Consider the following 21,117-nt stretch of genomic DNA (forward strand, 5'->3'; position numbering starts at 1 on the left):
GGCCGGGTGACGAGGACCGCGGCCCACTCACGGGGACGGCGGCCCGTCCGAGAGGACGTACGACGAGATGCGCGACCGGAGGACGACGAGATGACGGTGACCCTGGCGGACGTGGCGGCCCGCGCACAGGTCTCGCCCGCGACGGTGTCGCGCGTGCTGAACGGGAACTACCCCGTGGCCGCCTCGACCCGCGAGCGGGTCCTGCGGGCGGTGGACGAGCTGGACTACGTCCTCAACGGCCCGGCGAGCGCGCTGGCGGCGGCCACCTCGGACCTGGTCGGGATCCTGGTGAACGACATCGCCGACCCCTTCTTCGGGATCATGGCGAGCGCGATCCAGTCGGAGATCGGGGGGCCGGGCGGACGGGCGGGCGGGGAGAGACTCGCGGTGGTGTGCAACACCGGGGGCTCCCCGGAGCGCGAGCTGACCTACCTCACGCTGTTGCAGCGGCAGCGGGCGGCGGCGGTCGTGCTGACCGGCGGGGCCGTGGAGGACGTACCGCACGCGGCGGCGATGTCGGCGAAGCTGCGGAAGCTGGCGGAGGCGGGGACGCGGGTGGTGCTGTGCGGGCGGCCGCCGGCGCCGGAGACCCGGGCCATCGCGCTGACCTTCGACAACCGTGGCGGCGGGCGGGAGCTGACCGAGCACCTGATCGGGCTCGGGCACCGGCGGCTGGGGTACATCGCGGGACCCGAGGAACGGACGACGACCCGGCACCGGCTGGAGGGCCACCGGGCGGCGCTCGCGGCCCACGACATCGCGGAGGACCCCCGCTGGACCGTCCACGGGCGGTACGACCGGCGCTCGGGGTACGAGGCCACGCTGGAACTGCTGCGCCGGGACCCGTCGCTGACGGCCGTGGTCGCCGCGAACGACTCCGTCGCGCTCGGGGCGTGCGCGGCGCTGCGCGAGTCCGGGCGGCGGATCCCGGAGGACGTCTCGGTGGCCGGGTTCGACGACCTTCCGTTCAGCGTGGACACGGTGCCCTCGCTGACGACGGTACGGCTGCCGCTCGCGGAGGCGGGGGCGCGGGCCGGACGGATCGCGATGGGCCGCGAGGAGCCGCCGCCGGGCGGGATCACCATGATCCGGGGAGAGTTGATGGTGCGGGGGTCGTCCGGGGTGCCGCGGGGCTGAGGGTCGGGGCTGAGGGGCTTTGGGGCGGGGGTGTGGGGCGGTGAGGGGGCGGCGGTCGGTCCTGGGAATCGGCTCCGGGCTCGGTCCGGCCTCGGGCTCGGTCCGGCCCCGGGCTCGGTCCGGCCTCGGGCTCGGTCCTGGGATCGGCTCAGACCTCCGACTCGGTCCTGGGGTCGGCTCCGACCTCCGACTCGGTCCTGGGGTCGGCTCCGACTCCGGGCTCGGTCCGGCCTCGGGCCAGGTCGGCGTACGACGGTTCACCGGTGCCCGTACGTGCCCCCGGCCGGTGGAGGACGCCGATCCGGTCTGGTCCGCGCGGGCGGCGGTGAGGCGCCGCGCCCGGGTCGCCGAGCGCGCCGTGCACGGACAAGGAACGAGCCACCGCCCGGCGGGATCCCGCTCTCGTGGCCGTGCCGTGCGGTCTTCGCGATGAGTTTCGGCCCGGGCCGCCGTCTACCTCGCTGTCACACCGACCACAGAGCACACGAGAGACCGGAGTGAGTTCCATGCGCATCATCATCACCGCCTTCATCAGCCTGGACGGCGTCGTGCAGGCGCCCGGCGGTGCGGAGGAGGACACCGACGGCGGGTTCGCGCACGGCGGCTGGACCCACCCCTACTTCGACCCGGAGGTCGTCGGCGGCGCTTTCGACGCGGCGGCGCGGGAGGCCGACGCGCTGCTGTTCGGGCGGCGGACGTGGCAGGCGATGGCGGGGGCGTGGCCGGAGCAGGCCGGGGATCCGTTCGCCGACCGGATGAACTCCCTGCCGAAGTACGTCGTCTCCCGCACGCTCACCGACGACTCGCTGACCTGGCACAACACCACCCGTATCGCCGGTGACGAGGCCGTCGCCCACCTGCGCGAACTGCGCGAGAGCGACGGCGGCACCCTCGTGGTCATGGGCAGCTCCTCGCTCGCCCGCACCCTGCTGGCCGAGGGCCTGGTGGACGAGCTGCGGCTCATCGTGATGCCGGTGGTGCTCGGCGGCGGCAAGTCGATCTTCCCGGACGACGGCAGCAGGACGGCGTTCGAGCTGGTGTCCACGACGACCGCTCCGACGGGGGCGCAGGTGTGCGTGTACCGGACGGCGGCCGAGGCCTGAGGAGGGCGCACCTCGGACGCGTCACCGACGCGCCGCGGACGAGACCGCCGACGCACACCGACGCACCACCGAAGGCGGGCGCGCACAGACCTGGACGTGCGTCGCCCGCTCGCCCTACGCTCGAACCGCAGTATCTCTGACTGAGTCAACGATCCGAGGGGATCACTCCCCGGGACGACGTGGGGGCGACGACCATGACCGTGCAGGACATCCGTGCCTTCAACCGCTTCTACACGAATGTCATCGGCGCCCTCGACTACAGCCGCCACCTGTACGCCCCCTACACCCTCACCGAGTCCCGCGTGCTGTACGAGCTCGCGCACTCCCCTCGTACCGACGCGGCCGACCTGCGGGCCGAGCTCTCGCTGGACGCGGGCTATCTGAGCCGGATCCTGAACAGGTTCGAGCAGGACGGCCTGATCGAGCGCACGACCTCGCACCGCGATCCCCGGCGGCGGCACGTCACCCTCACCCCGCGCGGCCGGGAGACCGCCGCGCGGCTCGCCGAGCGGGCCGACGAGTCCGTCGCCGCGCTGCTCGCCACCGTCCCCGCCCCCGGCCGGGCCCGGCTGACGCAGGCGCTGCGGACCGTCCGCGAGATCCTGTCCGACGGCCGCCCGCCGCGTCGCGAGGACGTCCTGCTGCGGGAACCAGGCCCCGGCGACCTCGGCTGGATCGTGCAGCGCAACGCCGCGCTGTACGCCGCCGAGTACGGCTGGAACGCCGACTACGAAGGGCTGGTGGCGAGGATCGTCGCCGACTTCGCGCAGGACCACGATCCGCATCTGGAGCGGGTGTGGATCGCCGAGCTGGACGGCCGGCCGGTGGGGTGCGTGATGTGCGTACGGGACGAGGCGCCCGCCACCGCCCGCCTGCGGCTCCTCCTCGTGGAGCCGGACGCGCGGGGTCTGGGCATCGGCGACCGGCTCGTGGGGGCCGTCGTCGACTTCGCCCGCGAGGTCGGCTACCGCGACCTCGTCCTGTGGACCAACGACGTCCTGGCCGGCGCCCGCCGGATCTACCGGCGGCACGGTTTCGTCCTGACCGCCGAGACACCTCACCGCTCCTTCGGTCACGACCTCACCGGGCAGGACTGGCGGCTGGATCTCCAGGACACGGGGGAGTGACGGACGGATCCGCAGGGCACGGGTGAGAGACGGACGGGACCGGCACGGACCGGCCCCGTCTGGACCCGAGCAGCTCCGCGAGTGACAGTAGGGACCATGAAACTGGCGTTCTCCACCCTCGGCGTTCCCGGCCTCCCCCTCCCCGACGTGCTGCGGCTCGCGAGCACGTACGGCTACCACGGCGTGGAACTGCGCGCCCACCCGGAGGAGCCGGTGCACCCCGGCCTCGACCTCACCCGGCGCGCCGACGTGGCGGCCGAGTTCAAGGCGGCGGGGGTGGAGCTGCTGGGCCTGGCCGGCTACGCCCGCGTGGCCGCGCCCGGGGACGACGAGGCGGTGATCGAGGAGGTCCGCCGGCTCCTCGACCTCGCCCGCGACCTCGGCGCGCCCTACGTCCGGGTGTTCCCGGGCGGCGGTACGGAGCAGAGCCGGGAGGAGGCGGACGCCACCGCCGCGCGGCGGCTGGGCACAGCCGCGGAGTACGCCGCCGACCTCGGCGTCCGCATCCTGCTGGAGACCCACGACTCGCACCGCACCGGCGCCGACGCGATCCGTGTCCTCGGTCCGGTCGGCCACCGGCAGGTGGGCGCGCTGTGGGACGTCATGCACACCTGGCTGGGCGGCGAACAGCCCTCGGAGACCTACGCGGCCCTGTCCCCGTTCCTCGGCTACGTGCAGGTCAAGGACATCGCCTCCGCCGACGACACGACCCCGGTGGCACTCGGCACCGGTGTGCTGCCACTGGCGGAGTGCGTGGAGGTCCTGTCCCGGCACGGCTGGGACGGCTGGCTGTGCTGGGAGTACGAGAAGCGGTGGTACGAGGCGGCGGCACCGCTGCCCGACCTGCTGGAGGCCGGCCGGGAACACCTCGCCCGGCTCCTCAACGACTCCGCCTGACGCCTCGGCGACCGTACCCGGGGCGGCCGGTCCACGTCCTCGACGTGTCCCGGCACCCGCCCTGCGCGAGCGGCCGCCGCGACGCACCACGGGAGGGGCTTCTCGCCGGTCGTCGGAGCCCCGGTCCCACCCGGCTGGGCAGCGCCTCGCTTCGGCCGGAGGGGAGCGGGAGCCTGTGAACGCCCCCCGACCGCAGGGCACCGCCGCCTGTCGTCCGGCGGCGGTGCCCTGCGGTCCGCCTGGAGCCGGAGCTCGTGGTTCGAGTCCGCCGCCGCCCTGTGGAACGCCTCGCCGCAGGCCGTCATCGCCCCGGGCCGCGCCCCGCCCGCACTCCCCCGGCGGCGGACGCGTATGGCCGGACCCGCGAACAGGGCCAGGACAGAGCGCGGACGACGGCGAGGGCACGAGCGGGTCAGGAGCGGCGGCATGCTCGACGCGCCGGCCCCCGAGCCCTGCGGCGGCCGTTCCGGAGGGCCTGGACGGACCGTCCGAGCGGCGGCCCGTACCGTCCGAGCGCCGGCCCGCCTGCCCCGTCCGCCTCTCCCGTCCCGTGCTCCCCGACTTCCGGGAATCGGGCCCCGGCCGGGAACCCGGGCCCCCTCCCGCTCGTCCAAGCCGCAAGCTGTCGGAGAGTCACCGTGGTGCGGTGTCGGCCTCGCTGCTGGCTGCGAACGCTGACCCTCCCTCTCCGCCGTACCGCGGCCGGCAGCACACCGCCATCGGCGCGCCCCCCTCCAACAGCGCCGATGGCGGCCCTCCGCCGGTTACCGTGCATCCCCTTGACTGGCAGAAACTTCCCGGATATTCGTGACTCCTCGGAAGTTTCCTTCAGAGGGAAGGAGCGCACGTGCGCGACTCCGGCACCGGAAGCACGGGAAACACCGCACAGCCGTCCAGACGGACCCTCCTCGCCACCACCGCCGCCGCGGGCGTCACCGCCGCCCTGGCCGCCGGCGGGACCGCGTACGCCGCCACCTCCGACGACAGACGGCTGCGCGCCCTGATCTCCCGCATGTCCCTGGAGGAGAAGGTCGGCCAGCTCTTCGTGACGCGGGTGTACGGCCACTCGGCCACCGCCCCCGACCAGGCAGACATCGACGCCAACCTCAAGGAGCTGGGTGTCCGCACGGCCGCCGAGCTGATCGCGCGGTACCGGGTCGGCGGGATCATCTACTTCACCTGGGCGCACAACACCCGCGACCCACACCAGATCGCGGACCTGTCGAACGGCATCCAGCAGGCGTCCCTGGAGCGGCCGCGCGGCCTGCCCGTGCTCATCTCCACCGACCAGGAACACGGCGCCGTGTGCCGGATCGGCGAGCCCGCCACCCTGTTCCCGGGCGCGATGGCCCTCGGCGCCGGCCGGTCGCGGTCCGACGCCCGCGCCCTCGGCCGGATCGCCGGGCGGGAGCTGCGCGCGATGGGCGTGCGGCAGAACTACTCCCCGGTCGCCGACGTGAACGTCAACCCGGCCAACCCGGTCATCGGTGTGCGCTCCTTCGGCTCCGAACCGGAGGCGGTGGCCGCCCTGGTGGCCGCCGAGGTCGCCGGGTACCAGGGGGCGAAGGTCGCCGCGACGGCCAAGCACTTCCCCGGGCACGGCGACACCGCCGTGGACAGCCACTACGGCTTCCCGGTGATCACCCACAGCCGCGCGCAGTGGGAGGAGCTGGACGCCGTTCCCTTCCGGGCGGCGATCCGGGCCGGCATCGACTCGGTCATGACGGCGCACATCCAGTTCCCGGCCCTCGACGACTCCGGCGACCCGGCCACCCTCTCGCACCCGATCCTCACCGGCATCCTGCGCGGCGAACTCGGCTACGACGGGGTCGTGGTGACCGACTCCCTCGGCATGGAGGGCGTCCGCACCAAGTACGGCGACGACCGCGTGCCCGTGCTCGCGCTCAAGGCCGGCGTGGACCAGCTCCTCAACCCGCCCTCCCTGGACGTCGCGTGGAACGCCGTGCTGAAGGCCGTGCGGGACGGCGAGCTGACCGAGCGGCGGCTCGACGCGTCGGTGCTGCGGATCCTGCGGCTCAAGGCGAAGCTGCGGCTGTTCGAGGAGCCGTACGTCGGCCAGGGCGGGGTCACCCGCACGGTCGGCATCCCGGCGCACCTGGCGGCGGCCGACCGGATCGCCGGGCGGACGACCACGCTGCTGGTGAACGAGGGGAACCTGCTGCCGCTCTCCCGCCACCGGCACCCCCGGCTGCTCGTCGTCGGCGCGGATCCCGCCTCGCCGTCGGGGACGACCGGGCCGCCCACCGGCGTCCTCGCGGGCGCGCTCACCGAGCTGGGCTTCACGGCCACCGCCCTGTCGACCGGCACGGCGCCCTCGGCCGCCACCGTCGCCCGGGCCGTCGCGGCGGCGCGGGAGGTGGACGCGGTGGTGGTGGGAACGTACAACGTCACGGCGGCCGGTTCCCAGAAGACGCTGGTCGAGCAGCTGGTGGCGACGGGCAGGCCGGTGGTGGCGGTGGCGCTGCGCAACCCGTACGACGTGGCGCAGCTGCCGTCCGTGCCGGCCTGTCTGGCGGCGTACTCCTGGACCGACGTCGAACTGCGGGCGGCGGCCCGGGTGATCGCGGGACGGGTCGACCCGCGCGGGAGGCTGCCGGTGCCGGTGCAGCGGGCGGATGATCCGGCGAAGGTGCTGTATCCGGTCGGGCACGGGCTGTCTTACCAGACGTAGACCTCATACGCCACACAATCGGCGTACCACCCCCAAAAGGCGCAAAGCACCCCGCGTGTCTGGCGTGACCCCGTCCCGGCGGGTCACGCTGGGCGGGGGTGTCGGGGGGATGGCGATGTGGCAGAGATGGTCCGTGCGGGCGGTGTGCGCCCTGTCGGCGCTGCTCGTCGCCCTGCTGGCGGGCTGCCAGGGACCCGGTTCGGCGGGCGGCGGGGAGGACGGCCGGCTGGGGGGCTCGACATCGGCGGCACCGACCCGGCCCTCCGGGTACGGCGTGGTGTTCCTCGCGGTCGACGAGTGCAGCTCCTTCGGAACGACCAGCTTCACCGAGGTCGCCTGCACCAGCGAGCGGGCGGCGGCCCGGGTGGTGGCGCGGCACGACGGCGCGGTGGGCGACGGTCCGCCCTGCCCGGCGACCACGGACTTCGTCCTGCACATCAGCGAGCAGAGCCCGGCGTCGGACGAGGACGGCGACGGGGCCGTGCCGCGCGGCTACGCCTGTATGCGCAACCTGGCGCCGCCGCATCCCGGCGACCCGGGCGGCGGGGGCGGTCCCCGCACCATCGTCGGCGACTGCGTCTACGGCCTGGGCGACGGACAGGTGCGGGAGACCGCGTGCGACGGCACGGGCGTGAAGAAGCCGCAGTACAAGGTGACGAAGGCCGTCGACAGCCGGGCGAAGTGCCCGTTGTCGACGGCCCTGTACGTCCAGCTCGGCGGCGAACAGCCGGTGGGCTGCGCCCGGCCGGTGTGACCCCGAGGGGTGTCGACGGCCGGGCGCGGCGACGGGATTACGGCCGCAGGGCGGGCTCCCGCTCCACGTCACGCTTGTCCAGCTTGGCGTCGTACCTCGCCAGCGGTCTCGCCACCGACGGGTCGGCCTGGACGGACGCGGGCGCCACTCCGGCCCACTCCAGGATCCTGGCCGTGGCCAGCGCCTTCTGGCCGGGGACCAGACCGGCCACGTTCGCGCCGTGGTTGAGGCCGGGGGCGGTGAAGACGTACGAGTCCTTCGCGCCCTTGCCCAGGCGGAACGGCTCCGCGCCCCAGGGGTCGTTCTCGCCGTAGACGAAGAGCATCCGCCGGGCGTTGTGCTTCACCCAGGTGTCCACGTCCCGCATGACGAACGGCTGGAACCTCATCGGGATGGAGCGCGGGACGAAGTTGCGGGGCGGCTGGTAGCCGTAGCGGATGTACTGCTTCTCGATGTGCGGGAAGCGGATCGTCGGCGCGCCCAGCTGGGTGCCCGCCTGGTAGTAGTACGGCGTGTACGGCGACAGCCCCTGGTCCGCGTAGAACGAGAACCCGGAGATGGTGTCGATCGAGGTCCAGATCTCGTCGTCGGTCGCGTTCTTCGCGTCCGCCGGGATCGAGTCGCAGTCGGAGAGCAGGCTGTACTGCCAGAAGCCCCAGACGTAGTCGAGGACGACCGCCTCGTAGGCCCGGTCCAGGCTGCCGACGGTGTCGAAGGTGAGGCCGTTCTCCGCCGCGTACGCCGCGTACTTCTTCTCCAGGGGCTCGCGGCGCACCAGCGCCTCGCGCTGGACCGCGTTCAGCCGGTCGCGGCACTCCTTGGTGCCGACGGTGGCGAAGAAGCGGTCGTAGGCCGAGTCCTCGTCGTTCACGACGTCGTTGGGGGCGACGTAGGCGACGACGCCGTCCATGTCACGGGGGTGGAAGCGCTCGTAGTAGGTGGCGGTCATGCCGCCCTTGGAGCCGCCCGTGGAGATCCACTTCTTGGGGTAGATCTTCTTCAGAGCCTTGAAGATGCGGTGCTGGTCAGTGGCGGCCTGCCAGATGTCCAGCTTGGTCCAGTCGGCCGGGGCCGGCCGGGACGGGGTGAAGAAGCGGTACTCCATGGAGACCTGGTTGCCGTCCACGATCTGGGTGGGTTCGCGGCGTCCGGGGTTCGTGGAGACGTTGTAGCCGCCGGTGTAGAAGACCGTCGGACGCGAGACGTCCTTGTGCAGCACGGTGATCCGCTGCTGGAACGTGCCCTGGGACGGCTTCCGGTGGTCGACCGGCTGGGTGTAGTTCAGGACGAAGAAGCGGTACCCGGGGTACGCCTTCTCCTCGATCAGGCTCATCCCCGGGACGGAGAGGAGCTGGTCCTTGATGTCCGTGGCCGCGGTGGTGCCGGTGGCCTCCGGCTCGGCGGCGGTGGCCGCTCCGGCCGTGCCCAGTGTGCTTATGAGCACCGTGAGCGTCAGCAGCCATCTGAGCGCCTTGCGCATGCACCCTCCCCTGTGAAGTACATATGTGCGCCGGAAGCTAGCGGAGCAAGTGGCCCCGGCACCAGGGGAACTGACGGGTCGATGGGGAAAACCCTCTGTGCGGACCGGTCACAGGCGGACCCAGCCGGAGTCGACGGACCGTCCGCCCACCGCGCCCTTCACCCGCACGCGCCGCTGGCCGGCGTGCGTCTCCACCGGCCCCGCGCGGCGCTTGTACAGCCCCTCGTCGTCCACCGGGCGCAGACCTCGTGCCTGGACGCTGACCATCATGTAGCGCCGGGTGCCCGGGTTCTTGGCCAGGGTGAGCGCGCAGACCCAGCCGCGCCGCTTGTAGACCTGCACGGAACCGGTCGAGAACGTGAGGGTCCTGACCTTGCGTCCGGCGCAGGACGAGGCGGCGGCCTGCGCCTCGCCCGGTGCGGCGACCGCGAGCAGGCCGGAGGCGGTCAGCACGGCCATCCCGAGCGCGAGCCGCCGCCGTATCGCACCACAGTCCACTGTCGTCCCTCCCGCCACACCGACCGACGTACAGGTGTACGGACGCGACACGTGTGTCGGACGGTTGCGCGACCGTCACGCGGACTCGCGGCCCGGGGTGCTCACTGGGCGGCGCCGACCGGCTCCTCCGGCTCGGGGGCGCCCACGAACGTCCGCCACAGCTCGGCGTACCGCCCGCCCCGGGCCAGCAGTTCGTCGTGCGTGCCGTCCTCGGCGACCCGGCCCCGGTCCATCAGCACCACCCGGTCCGCGCGGGCGGCGGTGGTGAGCCGGTGGGCGACCACGAGGGTCGTACGGCGGCCCGCGATGCGGTCGGTGGCCTGGTTGACCTGGGCCTCGGTGGCCAGGTCCAGGGCCGCGGTGGCCTCGTCGAGCAGCAGCACGTCCGGGTCGACGAGTTCGGCGCGGGCCAGGGCGATCAGCTGGCGCTGGCCCGCCGAGAGGTTGCGGCCGCGTTCGGCGACCTCGTGCAGGTAGCCGCCCTCCAGCGTGGCGATCATCTCGTGCGCGCCGACCGTGCGGGCCGCCGCCTCCACCTCGGCGTCGGTGGCGCCCGGCCGGCCGTAGGCGATGGCGTCGCGGACGGTGCCCTGGAAGAGGTACGCCTCCTGCGGGACGACCCCGAGGCGGTGGCGGTACGCGGTGAGGCCGAGGTCGCGCAGGTCCATGCCGTCGACGGTCACCCGGCCGCTCGTCGGGTCGTAGAAGCGGGCGACCAGCTTCACCAGGGTCGACTTGCCGGCGCCGGTCTCACCGACGAAGGCGACCGTCTGCCCGGCGGGGATGCGCAGGTCGATGCCGCCGAGCGCCTCCTCGTCGTCGCCGTACCGGAAGTGCACGTCCTCGAAGGCGATGTCGCCGCGCAGGGAGGTGACGTCCAGCGGCTTGTCCGGGGCCTTGGTGGAGGTGGGCTCCTGGAGCAGCTCCTGGATGCGGCCCAGCGAGACGCTCGCCTGCTGGTAGCCGTCGAAGACCTGGGAGAGCTGCTGGACGGGGGCGAAGAACAGGTCGATGTAGAGCAGGTACGCGACCAGCGCGCCGGTGGTGAGCGTCGCGTCGTCCACCCGGCCCGCGCCCGCGACCAGGACGGCCGCCGCGGCCACCGACGACAGGAACTGCACGAAGGGGAAGTAGACCGAGATCAGCCACTGGCCCCGGATACGCGCCTGGCGGTAGCTGTCGCTGCGCTCCGCGAACCGCGCCCCGCCGTCCCGCTCGCGCCGGAAGGCCTGCACGATCCGCAGCCCGGACACCGACTCCTGGAGGTCGGCGTTGACCACCGACACTCGCTCGCGGGCCAGTTCGTACGCCTTCACGCTCGCCCGGCGGAAGAAGAAGGTGCCGACGATCAGCGGGGGCAGGGTCGCGAACACGACGAGCGCGAGTTCGACGTCGATCACCAGCAGGGCGCCCATGATGCCGAAGAACGTGACGACCGAGACGAACGCGGTGACCAGGCCGGTCTGCAGGAAGGTGGAGAGGGCGTCGACGTCCGTCGTCATCCGCGTCATGATCCGGCCGGTCAGCTCGCGCTCGTAGTAGTCGAGCCCGAGCCGCTGGAGCTGGGCGAAGATCTTCAGCCGCAGGGCGTACAGGACCCGCTCGCCGGTGCGGCCGGTCATCCGGGTCTCGCCGATCTGCGCGGCCCACTGGATCCCGACGGCGACCAGGGCGAGCAGGGACGCGGCCCAGACCGCGCCCAGCGCCATCCGGCTGACGCCGTCGTCGATGCCGTGCCTGATCATCACCGGGAGCAGGAGCCCCATGCCGGCGTCCACCGCGACCAGGCCGAGACTGACCAGGAGCGGGAGACCGAAGCCCCGCAGCAGCCGGCGCAGGCCGTACGACTCCTCGGGCATGACCGCCCGGGCCTCGTCGATGTCGGGGGTGTCGGCCGCCGGGGGCAGCGCCTCGACCTGGGCGAGGAGTTCGGGGGTGGCCGGGGTGCCGGCCAGCGCGAGGTCCTTCGGCTCGCGGTCACCGGTCCACAGCCGGGGCGTCACCCCGCGCTCGGCGTCGAACTCGGCGTCCAGTTCCTCCCGTACGGAGGTGTCCTCGGCCGGTGCCGCGGGCCGGGTGTGGCCCGGGGAGACGCCGCCCAGCTCGTCCGGGTCGGTGAGGAGACGGCGGTAGAGGGCGGAGCGCTGCTGGAGCTCCTCGTGCGTACCGATGTCGGCGAGCCGGCCGGCGTCCAGGACGGCGATGCGGTCGGCGAGGTTGAGGGTGGAGCGGCGGTGGGCGATCAGCAGGGTCGTCCGGCCCCGCATGACCTGCTGGAGGGCCTGGTGGATCTCGTGCTCGACGCGGGCGTCCACGGCGGAGGTGGCGTCGTCGAGCACCAGCAGGCGCGGGTCGGTGAGCAGGGCCCGGGCGAGCGCGATGCGCTGGCGCTGGCCGCCGGACAGGGTGAGTCCGTGCTCGCCGACCTTGGTGTCGTAGCCGTCGGGCAGCTCGGCGATGAAACGGTCCGCCTGGGCGGCGCGGGCGGCGCTCTCGATCTCCTCCTGGGAGGCGCCCGGGCGGCCGTACGCGATGTTCTCGCGGACCGTGTCGGAGAAGAGGAAGGAGTCCTCGGGGACCAGGCCGATCGCGGCGCGCAGCGAGTCGAGGGTGAGCTCGCGCACGTCGTGACCGCCGACGAGGACGGCGCCGTGCGTCACGTCGTAGAAGCGCGGCAGCAGCAGGGAGACGGTGGACTTGCCGGAGCCGGAGGAGCCGACGACGGCGAGGGTCTCGCCGGGGCGGATCTCGAAGCTCAGCCCGTCGAGGACGGGGCGCTCGTGGTCGTAGCCGAAGGAGACGTCGTCGAACTCGACGCTCGCGGGGGCGTCGGCGGGGAGTTCCTTGGTGCCGTCCTTCATCGACGGCTCGGTGTCGATCAGCTCCAGGACGCGTTCGGTGCCCGCGCGGGCCTGCTGGCCGACCGTGAGGACCATGGCGAGCATGCGGACGGGGCCGACCAGCTGGGCGAGGTAGGTGGAGAAGGCGACGAACGTGCCGAGCGTGATGTGCCCGCGGACCGCGAGCCAGCCGCCGAGGGCGAGCATCGCGACCTGGCCGAGGGCCGGGACCGCTTGGAGGGCCGGGGTGTACCGCGAGTTGAAGCGGATGGTGCGCAGGCGTCCGGCGAAGAGGCGGCGGCCGACCTCGCGGAGCTTGCCGGTCTCCTGGTCCTCCTGCCCGAACCCCTTCACCACGCGGACGCCGCTGACGGCGCCGTCGACCACGCCCGCGACGGCGGCGGCCTGGGCCTGGGCGTACCAGGTGGCGGGGTGCAGCCTCGTGCGGCTGCGCCGGGCGATCCACCACAGGGCGGGCGCGACGGCCACGGCGACCAGGGTGAGCGGCGGCGACAGCCAGGCCATGATCACCAGGGACATCAGGAAGAGCAGGATGTTCCCGATGGTCATCGGGAGCATGAAGAGCAGGCCCTGGATCAGCTGGAGGTCGCTGGTGGCGCGGCCGACGACCTGCCCGGTCGACAGCTCGTCCTGGCGGCGGCCGTCGAGGCGGGTGATCGTCCCGAACATCTCCGTGCGCAGGTCGTGCTGGACGTCGAGGGCGAGACGTCCGCCGTAGTAGCGGCGGACGAAGGTGAGGACGTACACGAGGAGGGCCGCGACGATCAGGGCGCCCGCCCAGGGAGCCATGCCCCGGCTGTGGTCGCCGACCACGTCGTCGATGATCACCTTGGTGATCAGGGGGACCACCGCCATGACGGCCATGCCGGCGAGGCTGGAGCCGAGGGCGAGCACGACGTTGCGGGGATGGCGCCACGCGTAGCCGGCCAGCCTGCGTGCCCAGCTCTGTGTCTCCCCCTGGTGCGGTGCCACGCGGTGCCCTCCTCGCTACCTGATCTTCCAGAAGGCACCAACGCGGCGGGAAGCGGATTTCATCCCTCCGCAACAATCGGGGGAGCGGATTCAGACGCGTACCCGCAAGAAGAGGAACCGGGTCGTCTGCACGGCGTTCTGGTTGTCGTCGCTGACCAGCAGGACCTTCAGGCGGTCGCCCGCGCGGCCGGTGACCGTCATGCCCTCGATGTTGTCGAGCAGCGGGTTGGGCTGGGGCTGCTTCGCCGTGGCGCCGAGGGCCGGGCAGTCCGCGATGTCGGCGAGGAGGGTCTTGCTGACCGGGCGGACGCCGGCCTGGCCCGTCAGGTGCTCGACGCCGCTGGTGTCCGTGGCGTGCCGGGGGTCGGCCAGGTACAGACGGACCGTGTTGCCGACGCCGGAGGTGAAACCGCGTTCCAGGACGAGCAGGCGGCCGTCGGGGGTGGCCCGCACCTCGGGGACGCCCAGGCCGGTGTCGGCCCGGTAGGCGTACTGGACGGCGAGCGCGAAGCGGCCGTTCCCGGTCCGCCGCCAGGTCTGGAAGCGGACGGTGTCCGCGCGGTCGCCGGAGAGGGCGTACTCCATGGACGCGAGCAGGGTGCGTCCGCCGGGGAGCAGCGTCAGCCCCTCGAAGGTGCCGTTGGGGACGGCTCGGCCGGCCGGGGCGACCCGGAGGGCGGGCGGGACCGGGAGGCGGTCCAGGATCGCGCCGTCGCGGCCGTACCGGCGGATCGACGGCTCGCTCTCCGAGGTGATGAGCCGGGTGCCGTCCCGGTCGACCACCAGGCCCTCGGAGTCGAGCGCGGCGCCGTTCTCGTCGGCGAACGGGACGACCCGGCGGGGCTGGAGGGTCCTGGCGTCCAGGCCGAACAGGGACGACCGGTCGGAGAGGGCGGCCAGTGAGCCGTCCTCGTCCACCGCGAGCGCGGAGAGGTTGCCGACGAAGGTGCCCTCGTACGCCGTCTTGTCGAGCGCGTCCGAGAAGCGGTCGAGGGAGACGGCGGACGAGCAGGCATGGCCCTGTCCGGCACTGGCGGGCGTGGCGGCGGACAGGCACGTGGCCGCCGCCACGGCCGCGGTGGTGGTCGCGAGGACGGTTCTCAGTCGCATGGACGTCACCGTAGGAGGGGCCGGTGACGTCCGGGAGACCGGCTGGTGAAGCATCGGGACGTCAGCTCGCGGCGAGGTCCCGGTGGATGACCTTGGCCACGCCCTGGATGGTCGTGATGCCGTAGTTCATGGTGCTGTTGCCGTGCGTGAGGACGGTGATCACATAGTCGTGGCCGTTGCCCTTGAACGCGCCGACGCTGTGCACCCGCCAGCCGTTGGTGGCCCGCTGGAGCCAGCCGTTCTTGACCGCCACGGAGACGCCGGACGGCACTCCGTACGGCGTTCCCCAGCGCTGGGAGGAGACCACCTGGCCCATCAGCTTGATGATGTAGGCGCGGGAGTTGTCGCTCAGGACCGTGTTCTTCGCGGTGATCAGCTTGAGCAGCTTCTGCTGGTCGGTGACGGTGATCTGGGTCAGCCCCCAGTAGCCGTTCGCGCCGGGCTTGGTCTGGGTCATGCCGGCCGCGGTGAGGAAGCCCTTGATCTTGGTCATGCCCAGCTGCTTCCACAGCGTGCTGGTCGCGGCGTTGTCCGACTTGGTGATCATGGCCTTGGCGAGGGTGGTCTCGCGGTCGGTGAGATAGCGGTTGTGCTTCTTCGCGTCCCACAGCAGCGCGGCGAGGACGGTGACCTTGACGACGCTGGCGGAGTCGAAGGCGGTCGACGCGCGCAGGGTGCAGGTCGTGTTGGTGGTGCGGTCGTGGAGGCCGACGGCGATCGTGCCCTTGCGGGTGGCGAGGGCCGCGGTGATGTCCTTCTTCAGCTTGGCGGCGAGGCCCGCCTTGGCGGACGTGCAACTGACGGTCGGTGTGGCGGCGGCGGCCGGTGCGGCGGCGGCCACGAGGGGCAGCAGGAGGCCGGCACCCACGCCGGCCGCCACCACTCTCGCGCGTCTGGGTATCCCGTGAGTCATGTGCATGTTGACTCATGAGTTCGAGGGAATGGTTGTACGGGTTCGTGTGCGCGTTGGGTAACGGCCGCCGAGCGCCATCGCGCGCCGTGCGCAGTCGCAGGCGGGGGCACGGTCCGCGCGGCGGTGGCACGCGGCGACTCCGGAGCCGGCGGCGAGGCCACGGAAGGGCGCGGAAGCACGGGACGGCGGTGCGGGCGGGCGAGCAGGGCCGCGACTCGCGTGGACAAGGGGCAGATTGTCGGATCCGGTCACCTGATGGACACGTCCGGTTCATGGACAGGAATGCATGTTCATGTCACGCTCCCGATTGCCCGCTCAATCAACCCGCGTAGAACGGACACCCCCGATGCCCGTCAGCCCCATACGCGCCCGCCGCTGGAAGCCGCTGGCGCTCGCCGTCTCCGCCGTCCTGGTCGGCTTCTCCGCCCCCGCGCTGACCGCGACCCCGGCCGCCGCCACGACGACCGCGTACGACACGACGTACTACAAGAACGCGGTCGGCAAGACCGGGACGAGCCTCAAGTCCTCGCTGCACACGATCATCAGCCCCCAGACGAAGCTGTCGTACTCGGCCGTCTGGGAGGCGCTGAAGGTCACCGACCAGGACCCGAACAACACCGGCAACGTCAAGCTGCTCTACTCCGGGATCTCCCGCAGCAAGACCCTGAACGGCGGCAGCACCGGCAACTGGAACCGGGAGCACGTGTGGGCGCAGTCCCACGGCGACTTCGGCACCTCGGCCGGCCCCGGCACCGACCTGCACCATCTGCGCCCCGAGGACGTGCAGGTCAACAGCATCCGCGGCAACAAGGACTTCGACAACGGCGGCAGCGGCTTCACCAACTCCGGCGGCAGCCTCACCGACTCGAACTCCTTCGAGCCCCGCGACGCCGTCAAGGGCGACGTGGCCCGCATGATCCTCTACATGGCCGTCCGCTACGAGGGCGACGACAGCTGGCCCGACCTGGAGGCCAACGACGCCGTCACGAACAGCAGCGTCCCCCTGCACGGCCGTCTCTCGGTCCTGAAGCAGTGGAACGTCGAGGACCCGCCGGACGCCTTCGAGGAGCGCCGCAACCAGGTCATCTACGACACGTACCAGAAGAACCGCAACCCGTTCATCGACCACCCGGAGTGGGTCGAGGCGATCTGGTGACGGTCGGGGGCGCGCCGCGGCCGGGACACGGGGCGTGCCCCCGGTCGCGGCGCGGGGCGCGCCCTCAGTCCCGGTGCGTTGCCGCGAACATCCGCAGCACCGCCGGGAGCACCACCACCGAGGGACCCGGTGACGCCAGCGCCTTCGCCAGGTCGCTCCGCAGCGTCTCCGGGCTCGTCCGGATCCCTGGCACGCCGAACGACTCCGCGAGGGCCGCGTAGTCGGGCCGGGCCAGCTCGGTCGCCGACGCCGTCGTCTCGCCGAAGGTGTCCGTCATGTACGCGCGCAGGATGCCGTAGCCGCCGTCGTCGACGATCAGCCAGGTGACGTTCAGGTCGTACTGGCGGGCGGTGGCCAGTTCGGCGATCGAGTACAGGGCGCCGCCGTCGCCGGAGACCGCGAGGACCGGGCGGGTCGGGTCGGCGACCGCCGCGCCGAGCGCGGCCGGGAAGGCGTAGCCGAGGCCGCCGGCGCCCTGGGCCGAGTGCATCGTGTTCGGCCCCTTCGCGTCGAAGGCGGACCAGGCCCAGTACGCCAGGATCGTCATGTCCCAGAAGGACGGGGAGCCGGCCGGCAGTGCCCCGCGCACGGACGCCAGCACGTCCTGTTCCAGGGTGAGTTCCTGCGCGTCGAGGCGCTCGCGGACGCGGGACAGCAGGTCGCGTACGCGTTCCGGGGCGGACGGGTCCGCGCGCTCGGTCACCGTCTCCAGGAGTGCCTGGAGCGCGAGGCGCGCGTCCGCGTGGATACCCAGCGCCGGGTGGTTGGCCTCCAGTTTGCCGAGGTCCGCCTCGATGTGGACGACCCGGCCGCGCGGCGCGAACGTGTGGTAGTTGGAGGAGAGTTCGCCGAGCCCCGAGCCGACGACCAGAAGGACGTCCGCGTCCTCCAGGAAGTCCGTGGTGTGCCGGTCCTCCAGCCAGGACTGGAGCGACAGGGGGTGCGTCCAGGGGAACGCGCCCTTGCCGCCGAAGGTGGTCACCACCGGCGCCTGGAGCCGCTCGGCCAGCTGGCGCAGCTTCTTCGACGCGTCCGCCCGGACCACTCCCCCGCCGGCGATGATCGCGGGCCGGGCGGCGCGGGACAGCAGATCGGCCGCGACCGCCGTCAGTTCGGGGCGCGGGGGCAGCTCGTCGGGGAAGGCGTCGCCGCCGGTCACCACCGGGATCGTCGTCGGGGCCAGCAGCACGTCCTGCGGGATCTCCACCCACACCGGGCCGTGCGGAGCCGTCAGCGCCGACTTCCAGGCGTCCGCGAGCGCGGAGGGGATCTGGGACGGGGCGCGGACCGTGTGGACCGACTTCACCACGCCCCGGAACGAGGCCGCCTGGTCGGGCAGTTCGTGCAGATAGCCGTGGCGGCCGCCGCCGAGGCCCGCCGTCGGGACCTGGCTGCTGACGGCCAGCACGGGGGCACTGGCGGCGGCGGCCTCCTGGAGCGCCGCCAGGGACGTCAGCGCGCCGGGACCCGTCGACAGCAGCAGCGGAGCCGCCTCGCCGGTGATCCGGCCGTAGGCGTCCGCCGCGAACCCCGCGTTGTTCTCCACCCGCAGACCGACGTACCGCAGATCGGAGCGGCGCAGGGCGTCGAACACGCCGAGAGCGTGCTGCCCGGGCAGGCCGAAGACGGTCGTCGCGCCGAGAGCGGCCAGCGTCTCCACGACCAGGTCTCCGCCCAGCCGGCCGGGGGGCGGGTTCAGCGCGGCCTCCGTCTGGGCCGGCGTGGGGCGGAGCACCAGGTCGTGGTCGTGGGTCACTTGCCCTCGTTCTCCTCGCGTGCCGCGGCGATCTGGCGGGACATGATCGTGGTCAGTTCGTACGCCGTGTGGGAGGCGGCCACCGACGTGATCTCCGCGTGATCGTACGCGGGGGCCACCTCGACGACGTCCGCCGAGACCAGGTGGCAGGAGGCCAGCCCGCGCAGGATCTCCAGCAGCTCACGGGAGGTCATGCCGCCCGCCTCGGGGGTGCCGGTGCCGGGCGCGTGCGCCGGGTCCAGGCAGTCGATGTCGATGGAGATGTAGAGCGGGCGGTCGCCGACGCGCTGGCGGAGCTGGTCGGCGACCTCGTCGGCGCCGCGCCGGTACACGTCCGCCGAGGTGACGATGCCGAAGCCCATCTTCTCGTCGTCGGTGAGGTCCTGCCTGCCGTACAGCGGGCCGCGGGTGCCGACGTGGGAGAGCGCGGAGGTGTCGAGAATGCCCTCCTCCACCGCCCGGCGGAACGGGGTGCCGTGGGTGTACTCGGCACCGAAGTACGTGTCCCAGGTGTCGAGGTGGGCGTCGAAGTGGAGCAGGGCCACCGGGCCGTGCCGCTTCGCCACCGAGCGCAGGAGGGGCAGCGCGATGGTGTGGTCGCCGCCGAGGGTCATCAGCCGCGCGCCGGTGCCGAGCAGGTCGTCGGCCGCCGCCTCGACGGTCTCCACCGCCTCGTGGATGTCGAAGGGGTTCACCGCGATGTCGCCGCCGTCCGCGACCTGGGCGAGCGCGAAGGGGGACGCGTCCTGCGCCGGGTTGTACGGCCGCAGCAGCCGGGACGCCTCGCGGATCGCGTTGCCGCCGAAGCGGGCGCCCGGCCGGTACGAGACGCCCGAGTCGAACGGCACCCCGACCACGGCGACATCGGCGCGGCCGACCTCGTCCAGGCGGGGCAGCCGGGCGAAGGTCGCGGGACCGGCGTACCGCGGGACGCGGGAGGAGTCGACGGGGCCGCGGGGAGTCTGGTTGCCGCTCATGAACTGCCTTCTTTCCTGCTTCGTGTCGCGTATGACCGCCGGTCGCCCCTGACCTCGTCCCGAGCGTCCTGCGGTCATGGCGGGTCGAGGTCCGACACTAGGTGGCCGGAAAGCGACCGCGAAGTGTACGTTTCCTCCATTCGATCCGAGCACGACGGAGGAAAGGTCCACCATGCCGGACCCCGTTGTCCCTCCCACCCCGCCGATACCACTGTCGGCCCTCCTGGCCCGTCAGGACCTGGCCCTGCGGCAGATCGCCGGGCCGTCGGATCCCGGCGTCGTCGTGCACGGGGCGCACACCTCCGAGATGGCGGACCCGTACCCCTATCTGCTGGGCGGTGAGCTGCTGCTGACGGCGGGCGTGCACATTCCGGGGGCGGCGGATTCGGGGACCTACTTCGACGACTACGTCTCCCGGATCGTCGCGGCGGGCGGCGCCGCCCTCGGCTTCGGGGTGGCGCCGGTGCACGACACGGTCCCGGCGGCGCTGGTCGCGGCCTGCGAGGCGTACCGGCTGCCGCTGGTCGAGGTCCCGCCGCGGACCACGTTCTCCGGCGTGGCCCGCGCGGTCTGGCAGCTGATGGCCCGGGCCCGGCACACCGAGCTGCGCCGGGTCACCGAGGCCCAGCAGAGCCTGGCCGCCGCGGCCTCCCGCCCCGACCCGGTCCCGTCGGTGCTGCGGCAGCTCGCCCGGCGGGTGGGCGGCCGGGCGGTGCTCTACGGGCCGGAGGGCACCGAGATCGCGGCGGCGGGGGACGAGCCGGCGGACGCGGTGCGGGAGGCGCTGGCGGAACTGGCGCGGGTGCCGGCCGGCCGCGCTCCGGCCACCGCGACCGACACCGTCGCCGGCACCCGTCTCGCCGCCTACGCCCTCGGCGCCGGGCAGGGGTTCGTGCTGGGGGTCGCGGCCCCGCGGCACGAGTCCGGCGACCACACCATCGCCTCCGTCGCCGCCGTGCTGCTGTCCCTGCTCACCGGCGAGCAGCAGAGCGGTACGGGGGCGGCCCGGTCCTCGGCGCTCGTCCGGCTGCTGCTGGGAGCCGCTCCGGAGACGGTCGCGCCGCTGCTCGGCGGGGAGCGGTGGGTCGTCGTGCACGCCCGGCCGGACGGCCGGGCACCCGACGCGGTGGCCGCCTCCGCGCTGGGCGCGGCACTCGGCTCCCCGCTGGTGGACCTCGCCGAGGACGTCGTACGGGTCCTCGTGCCGGACGGCCGGGAGGCCGCCCCGCAGCCCGGCTGGACGCTCGGTGCCAGCGCCGCCGTCGGCCCGCACGAGTGGGTCTTCGCCGACGCCCAGGCGGCCCGCGCCCTGGCCCGGGCGCGGGCGGTCCGCGCCCCGCTCGTCCGGCACGGCGCCCGCCCGGCCCTCGCCGACCTGGTCCCCGGGGACCAGGCCGAGGCATACGCCCGCACGCTGCTCGCGCCGGTCAGCGCCACCCCGGCGCTGACCGAGACGCTGCGCACCTGGCTGTCGCTGCACGGCAGCTGGGACCGTACGGCGGTGGCGCTGTCCGTGCACCGCAACACCGTGCGGCAGCGGATCGCCCGGTGCGCGGCCCTGCTGGCGGCGGACCTGGACGACCCCGACGTACGGATGGAGCTGTGGTTCGCGCTGCGGCGGCCCTGACCACGGCGTGACCCACGTCCCAGGGGGCGGGACGGCGGGTGAGCCGACAGGCGTCTG

15 protein-coding genes are annotated in these 21,117 nt (G+C 73.2%); 8 read left to right on the forward strand and 7 right to left on the reverse strand.

From position 1 onward, the window contains the following. The first annotated feature begins 90 nt into the window (after positions 1-90). From QQS16_RS16550 to QQS16_RS16575, 6 genes are all read left to right on the forward strand, one after another. The gene (locus QQS16_RS16550; protein ID WP_286062493.1) at positions 91-1,137 is read left to right on the forward strand and encodes a LacI family DNA-binding transcriptional regulator; all 1,047 of its coding nucleotides are present in this window, start codon (positions 91-93) and stop codon (positions 1,135-1,137) included. A 506-nt stretch (positions 1,138-1,643) separates the two neighbouring features. Beyond that, positions 1,644-2,240: a dihydrofolate reductase family protein gene (locus QQS16_RS16555; RefSeq protein ID WP_286062495.1), complete on the forward strand. Its 597-nt coding sequence runs from the start codon at positions 1,644-1,646 to the stop codon at positions 2,238-2,240. 194 nt (positions 2,241-2,434) lie between these two features. Continuing rightward, complete coding sequence (locus QQS16_RS16560) at positions 2,435-3,367, forward strand: bifunctional helix-turn-helix transcriptional regulator/GNAT family N-acetyltransferase (RefSeq protein WP_286062497.1); 933 nt, start codon at positions 2,435-2,437, stop codon at positions 3,365-3,367. A 96-nt stretch (positions 3,368-3,463) separates the two neighbouring features. Continuing rightward, positions 3,464-4,264: a sugar phosphate isomerase/epimerase family protein gene (locus QQS16_RS16565; RefSeq protein WP_286062499.1), complete on the forward strand. Its 801-nt coding sequence runs from the start codon at positions 3,464-3,466 to the stop codon at positions 4,262-4,264. A gap of 847 nt (positions 4,265-5,111) precedes the next feature. Continuing rightward, a complete protein-coding gene (locus QQS16_RS16570) occupies positions 5,112-6,956 on the forward strand; it encodes a glycoside hydrolase family 3 protein (protein WP_286062501.1) in 1,845 nt (614 codons plus the stop codon). 115 nt (positions 6,957-7,071) lie between these two features. Further along, positions 7,072-7,710: a hypothetical protein gene (locus QQS16_RS16575; RefSeq protein WP_286066349.1), complete on the forward strand. Its 639-nt coding sequence runs from the start codon at positions 7,072-7,074 to the stop codon at positions 7,708-7,710. Positions 7,711-7,747: 37 nt separating this feature from the next. On the opposite strand, the gene QQS16_RS16580 is transcribed toward QQS16_RS16575, so the two are convergent. The 5 genes from QQS16_RS16580 to QQS16_RS16600 form a co-directional block, all read right to left on the reverse strand. After that, positions 7,748-9,190 carry a S28 family serine protease gene (locus QQS16_RS16580; RefSeq protein ID WP_286062503.1) on the reverse strand — a complete coding sequence of 481 codons (1,443 nt, stop codon included), beginning with the start codon at positions 9,188-9,190 and terminating at the stop codon, positions 7,748-7,750. A 108-nt stretch (positions 9,191-9,298) separates the two neighbouring features. Further along, positions 9,299-9,688, reverse strand: a complete 390-nt coding sequence (locus tag QQS16_RS16585; protein ID WP_286062505.1) for a hypothetical protein — start codon at positions 9,686-9,688, stop codon at positions 9,299-9,301. A 101-nt stretch (positions 9,689-9,789) separates the two neighbouring features. Further along, entirely contained in the window at positions 9,790-13,521 is a 3,732-nt protein-coding gene (locus tag QQS16_RS16590; RefSeq protein ID WP_286062507.1) for an ABC transporter ATP-binding protein, read from the reverse strand. Between the two features lie 90 nt (positions 13,522-13,611). Further along, positions 13,612-14,631, reverse strand: coding sequence for an esterase-like activity of phytase family protein (locus QQS16_RS16595; RefSeq protein WP_286062508.1), 1,020 nt, complete (start codon positions 14,629-14,631; stop codon positions 13,612-13,614). A 61-nt stretch (positions 14,632-14,692) separates the two neighbouring features. After that, on the reverse strand, positions 14,693-15,544 hold the full coding sequence (locus tag QQS16_RS16600; RefSeq protein WP_286066350.1) for a serine hydrolase: 852 nt from the start codon (positions 15,542-15,544) through the stop codon (positions 14,693-14,695). Between the two features lie 346 nt (positions 15,545-15,890). On the opposite strand from QQS16_RS16600, the gene QQS16_RS16605 reads away from it, so the two are divergent. Then, complete coding sequence (locus QQS16_RS16605) at positions 15,891-16,700, forward strand: endonuclease I family protein (protein WP_286062510.1); 810 nt, start codon at positions 15,891-15,893, stop codon at positions 16,698-16,700. Between the two features lie 64 nt (positions 16,701-16,764). Here QQS16_RS16605 and QQS16_RS16610 read toward each other — a convergent pair whose 3' ends face one another. Both QQS16_RS16610 and speB read right to left on the reverse strand, forming a co-directional pair. Then, the gene (locus QQS16_RS16610; protein ID WP_286062511.1) at positions 16,765-18,456 is read right to left on the reverse strand and encodes a thiamine pyrophosphate-binding protein; all 1,692 of its coding nucleotides are present in this window, start codon (positions 18,454-18,456) and stop codon (positions 16,765-16,767) included. Next, complete coding sequence (gene speB, locus QQS16_RS16615) at positions 18,453-19,433, reverse strand: agmatinase (RefSeq protein WP_286062512.1); 981 nt, start codon at positions 19,431-19,433, stop codon at positions 18,453-18,455. Before speB ends, QQS16_RS16610 begins: the two co-directional genes overlap by 4 nt. A 172-nt stretch (positions 19,434-19,605) precedes the next feature. On the opposite strand from speB, the gene QQS16_RS16620 reads away from it, so the two are divergent. Further along, the gene (locus QQS16_RS16620; protein ID WP_286062513.1) at positions 19,606-21,060 is read left to right on the forward strand and encodes a PucR family transcriptional regulator; all 1,455 of its coding nucleotides are present in this window, start codon (positions 19,606-19,608) and stop codon (positions 21,058-21,060) included. Positions 21,061-21,117 lie beyond the last annotated feature (57 nt).

The organism is Streptomyces sp. ALI-76-A, assembly GCF_030287445.1.
Lineage (GTDB): Bacteria > Actinomycetota > Actinomycetes > Streptomycetales > Streptomycetaceae > Streptomyces.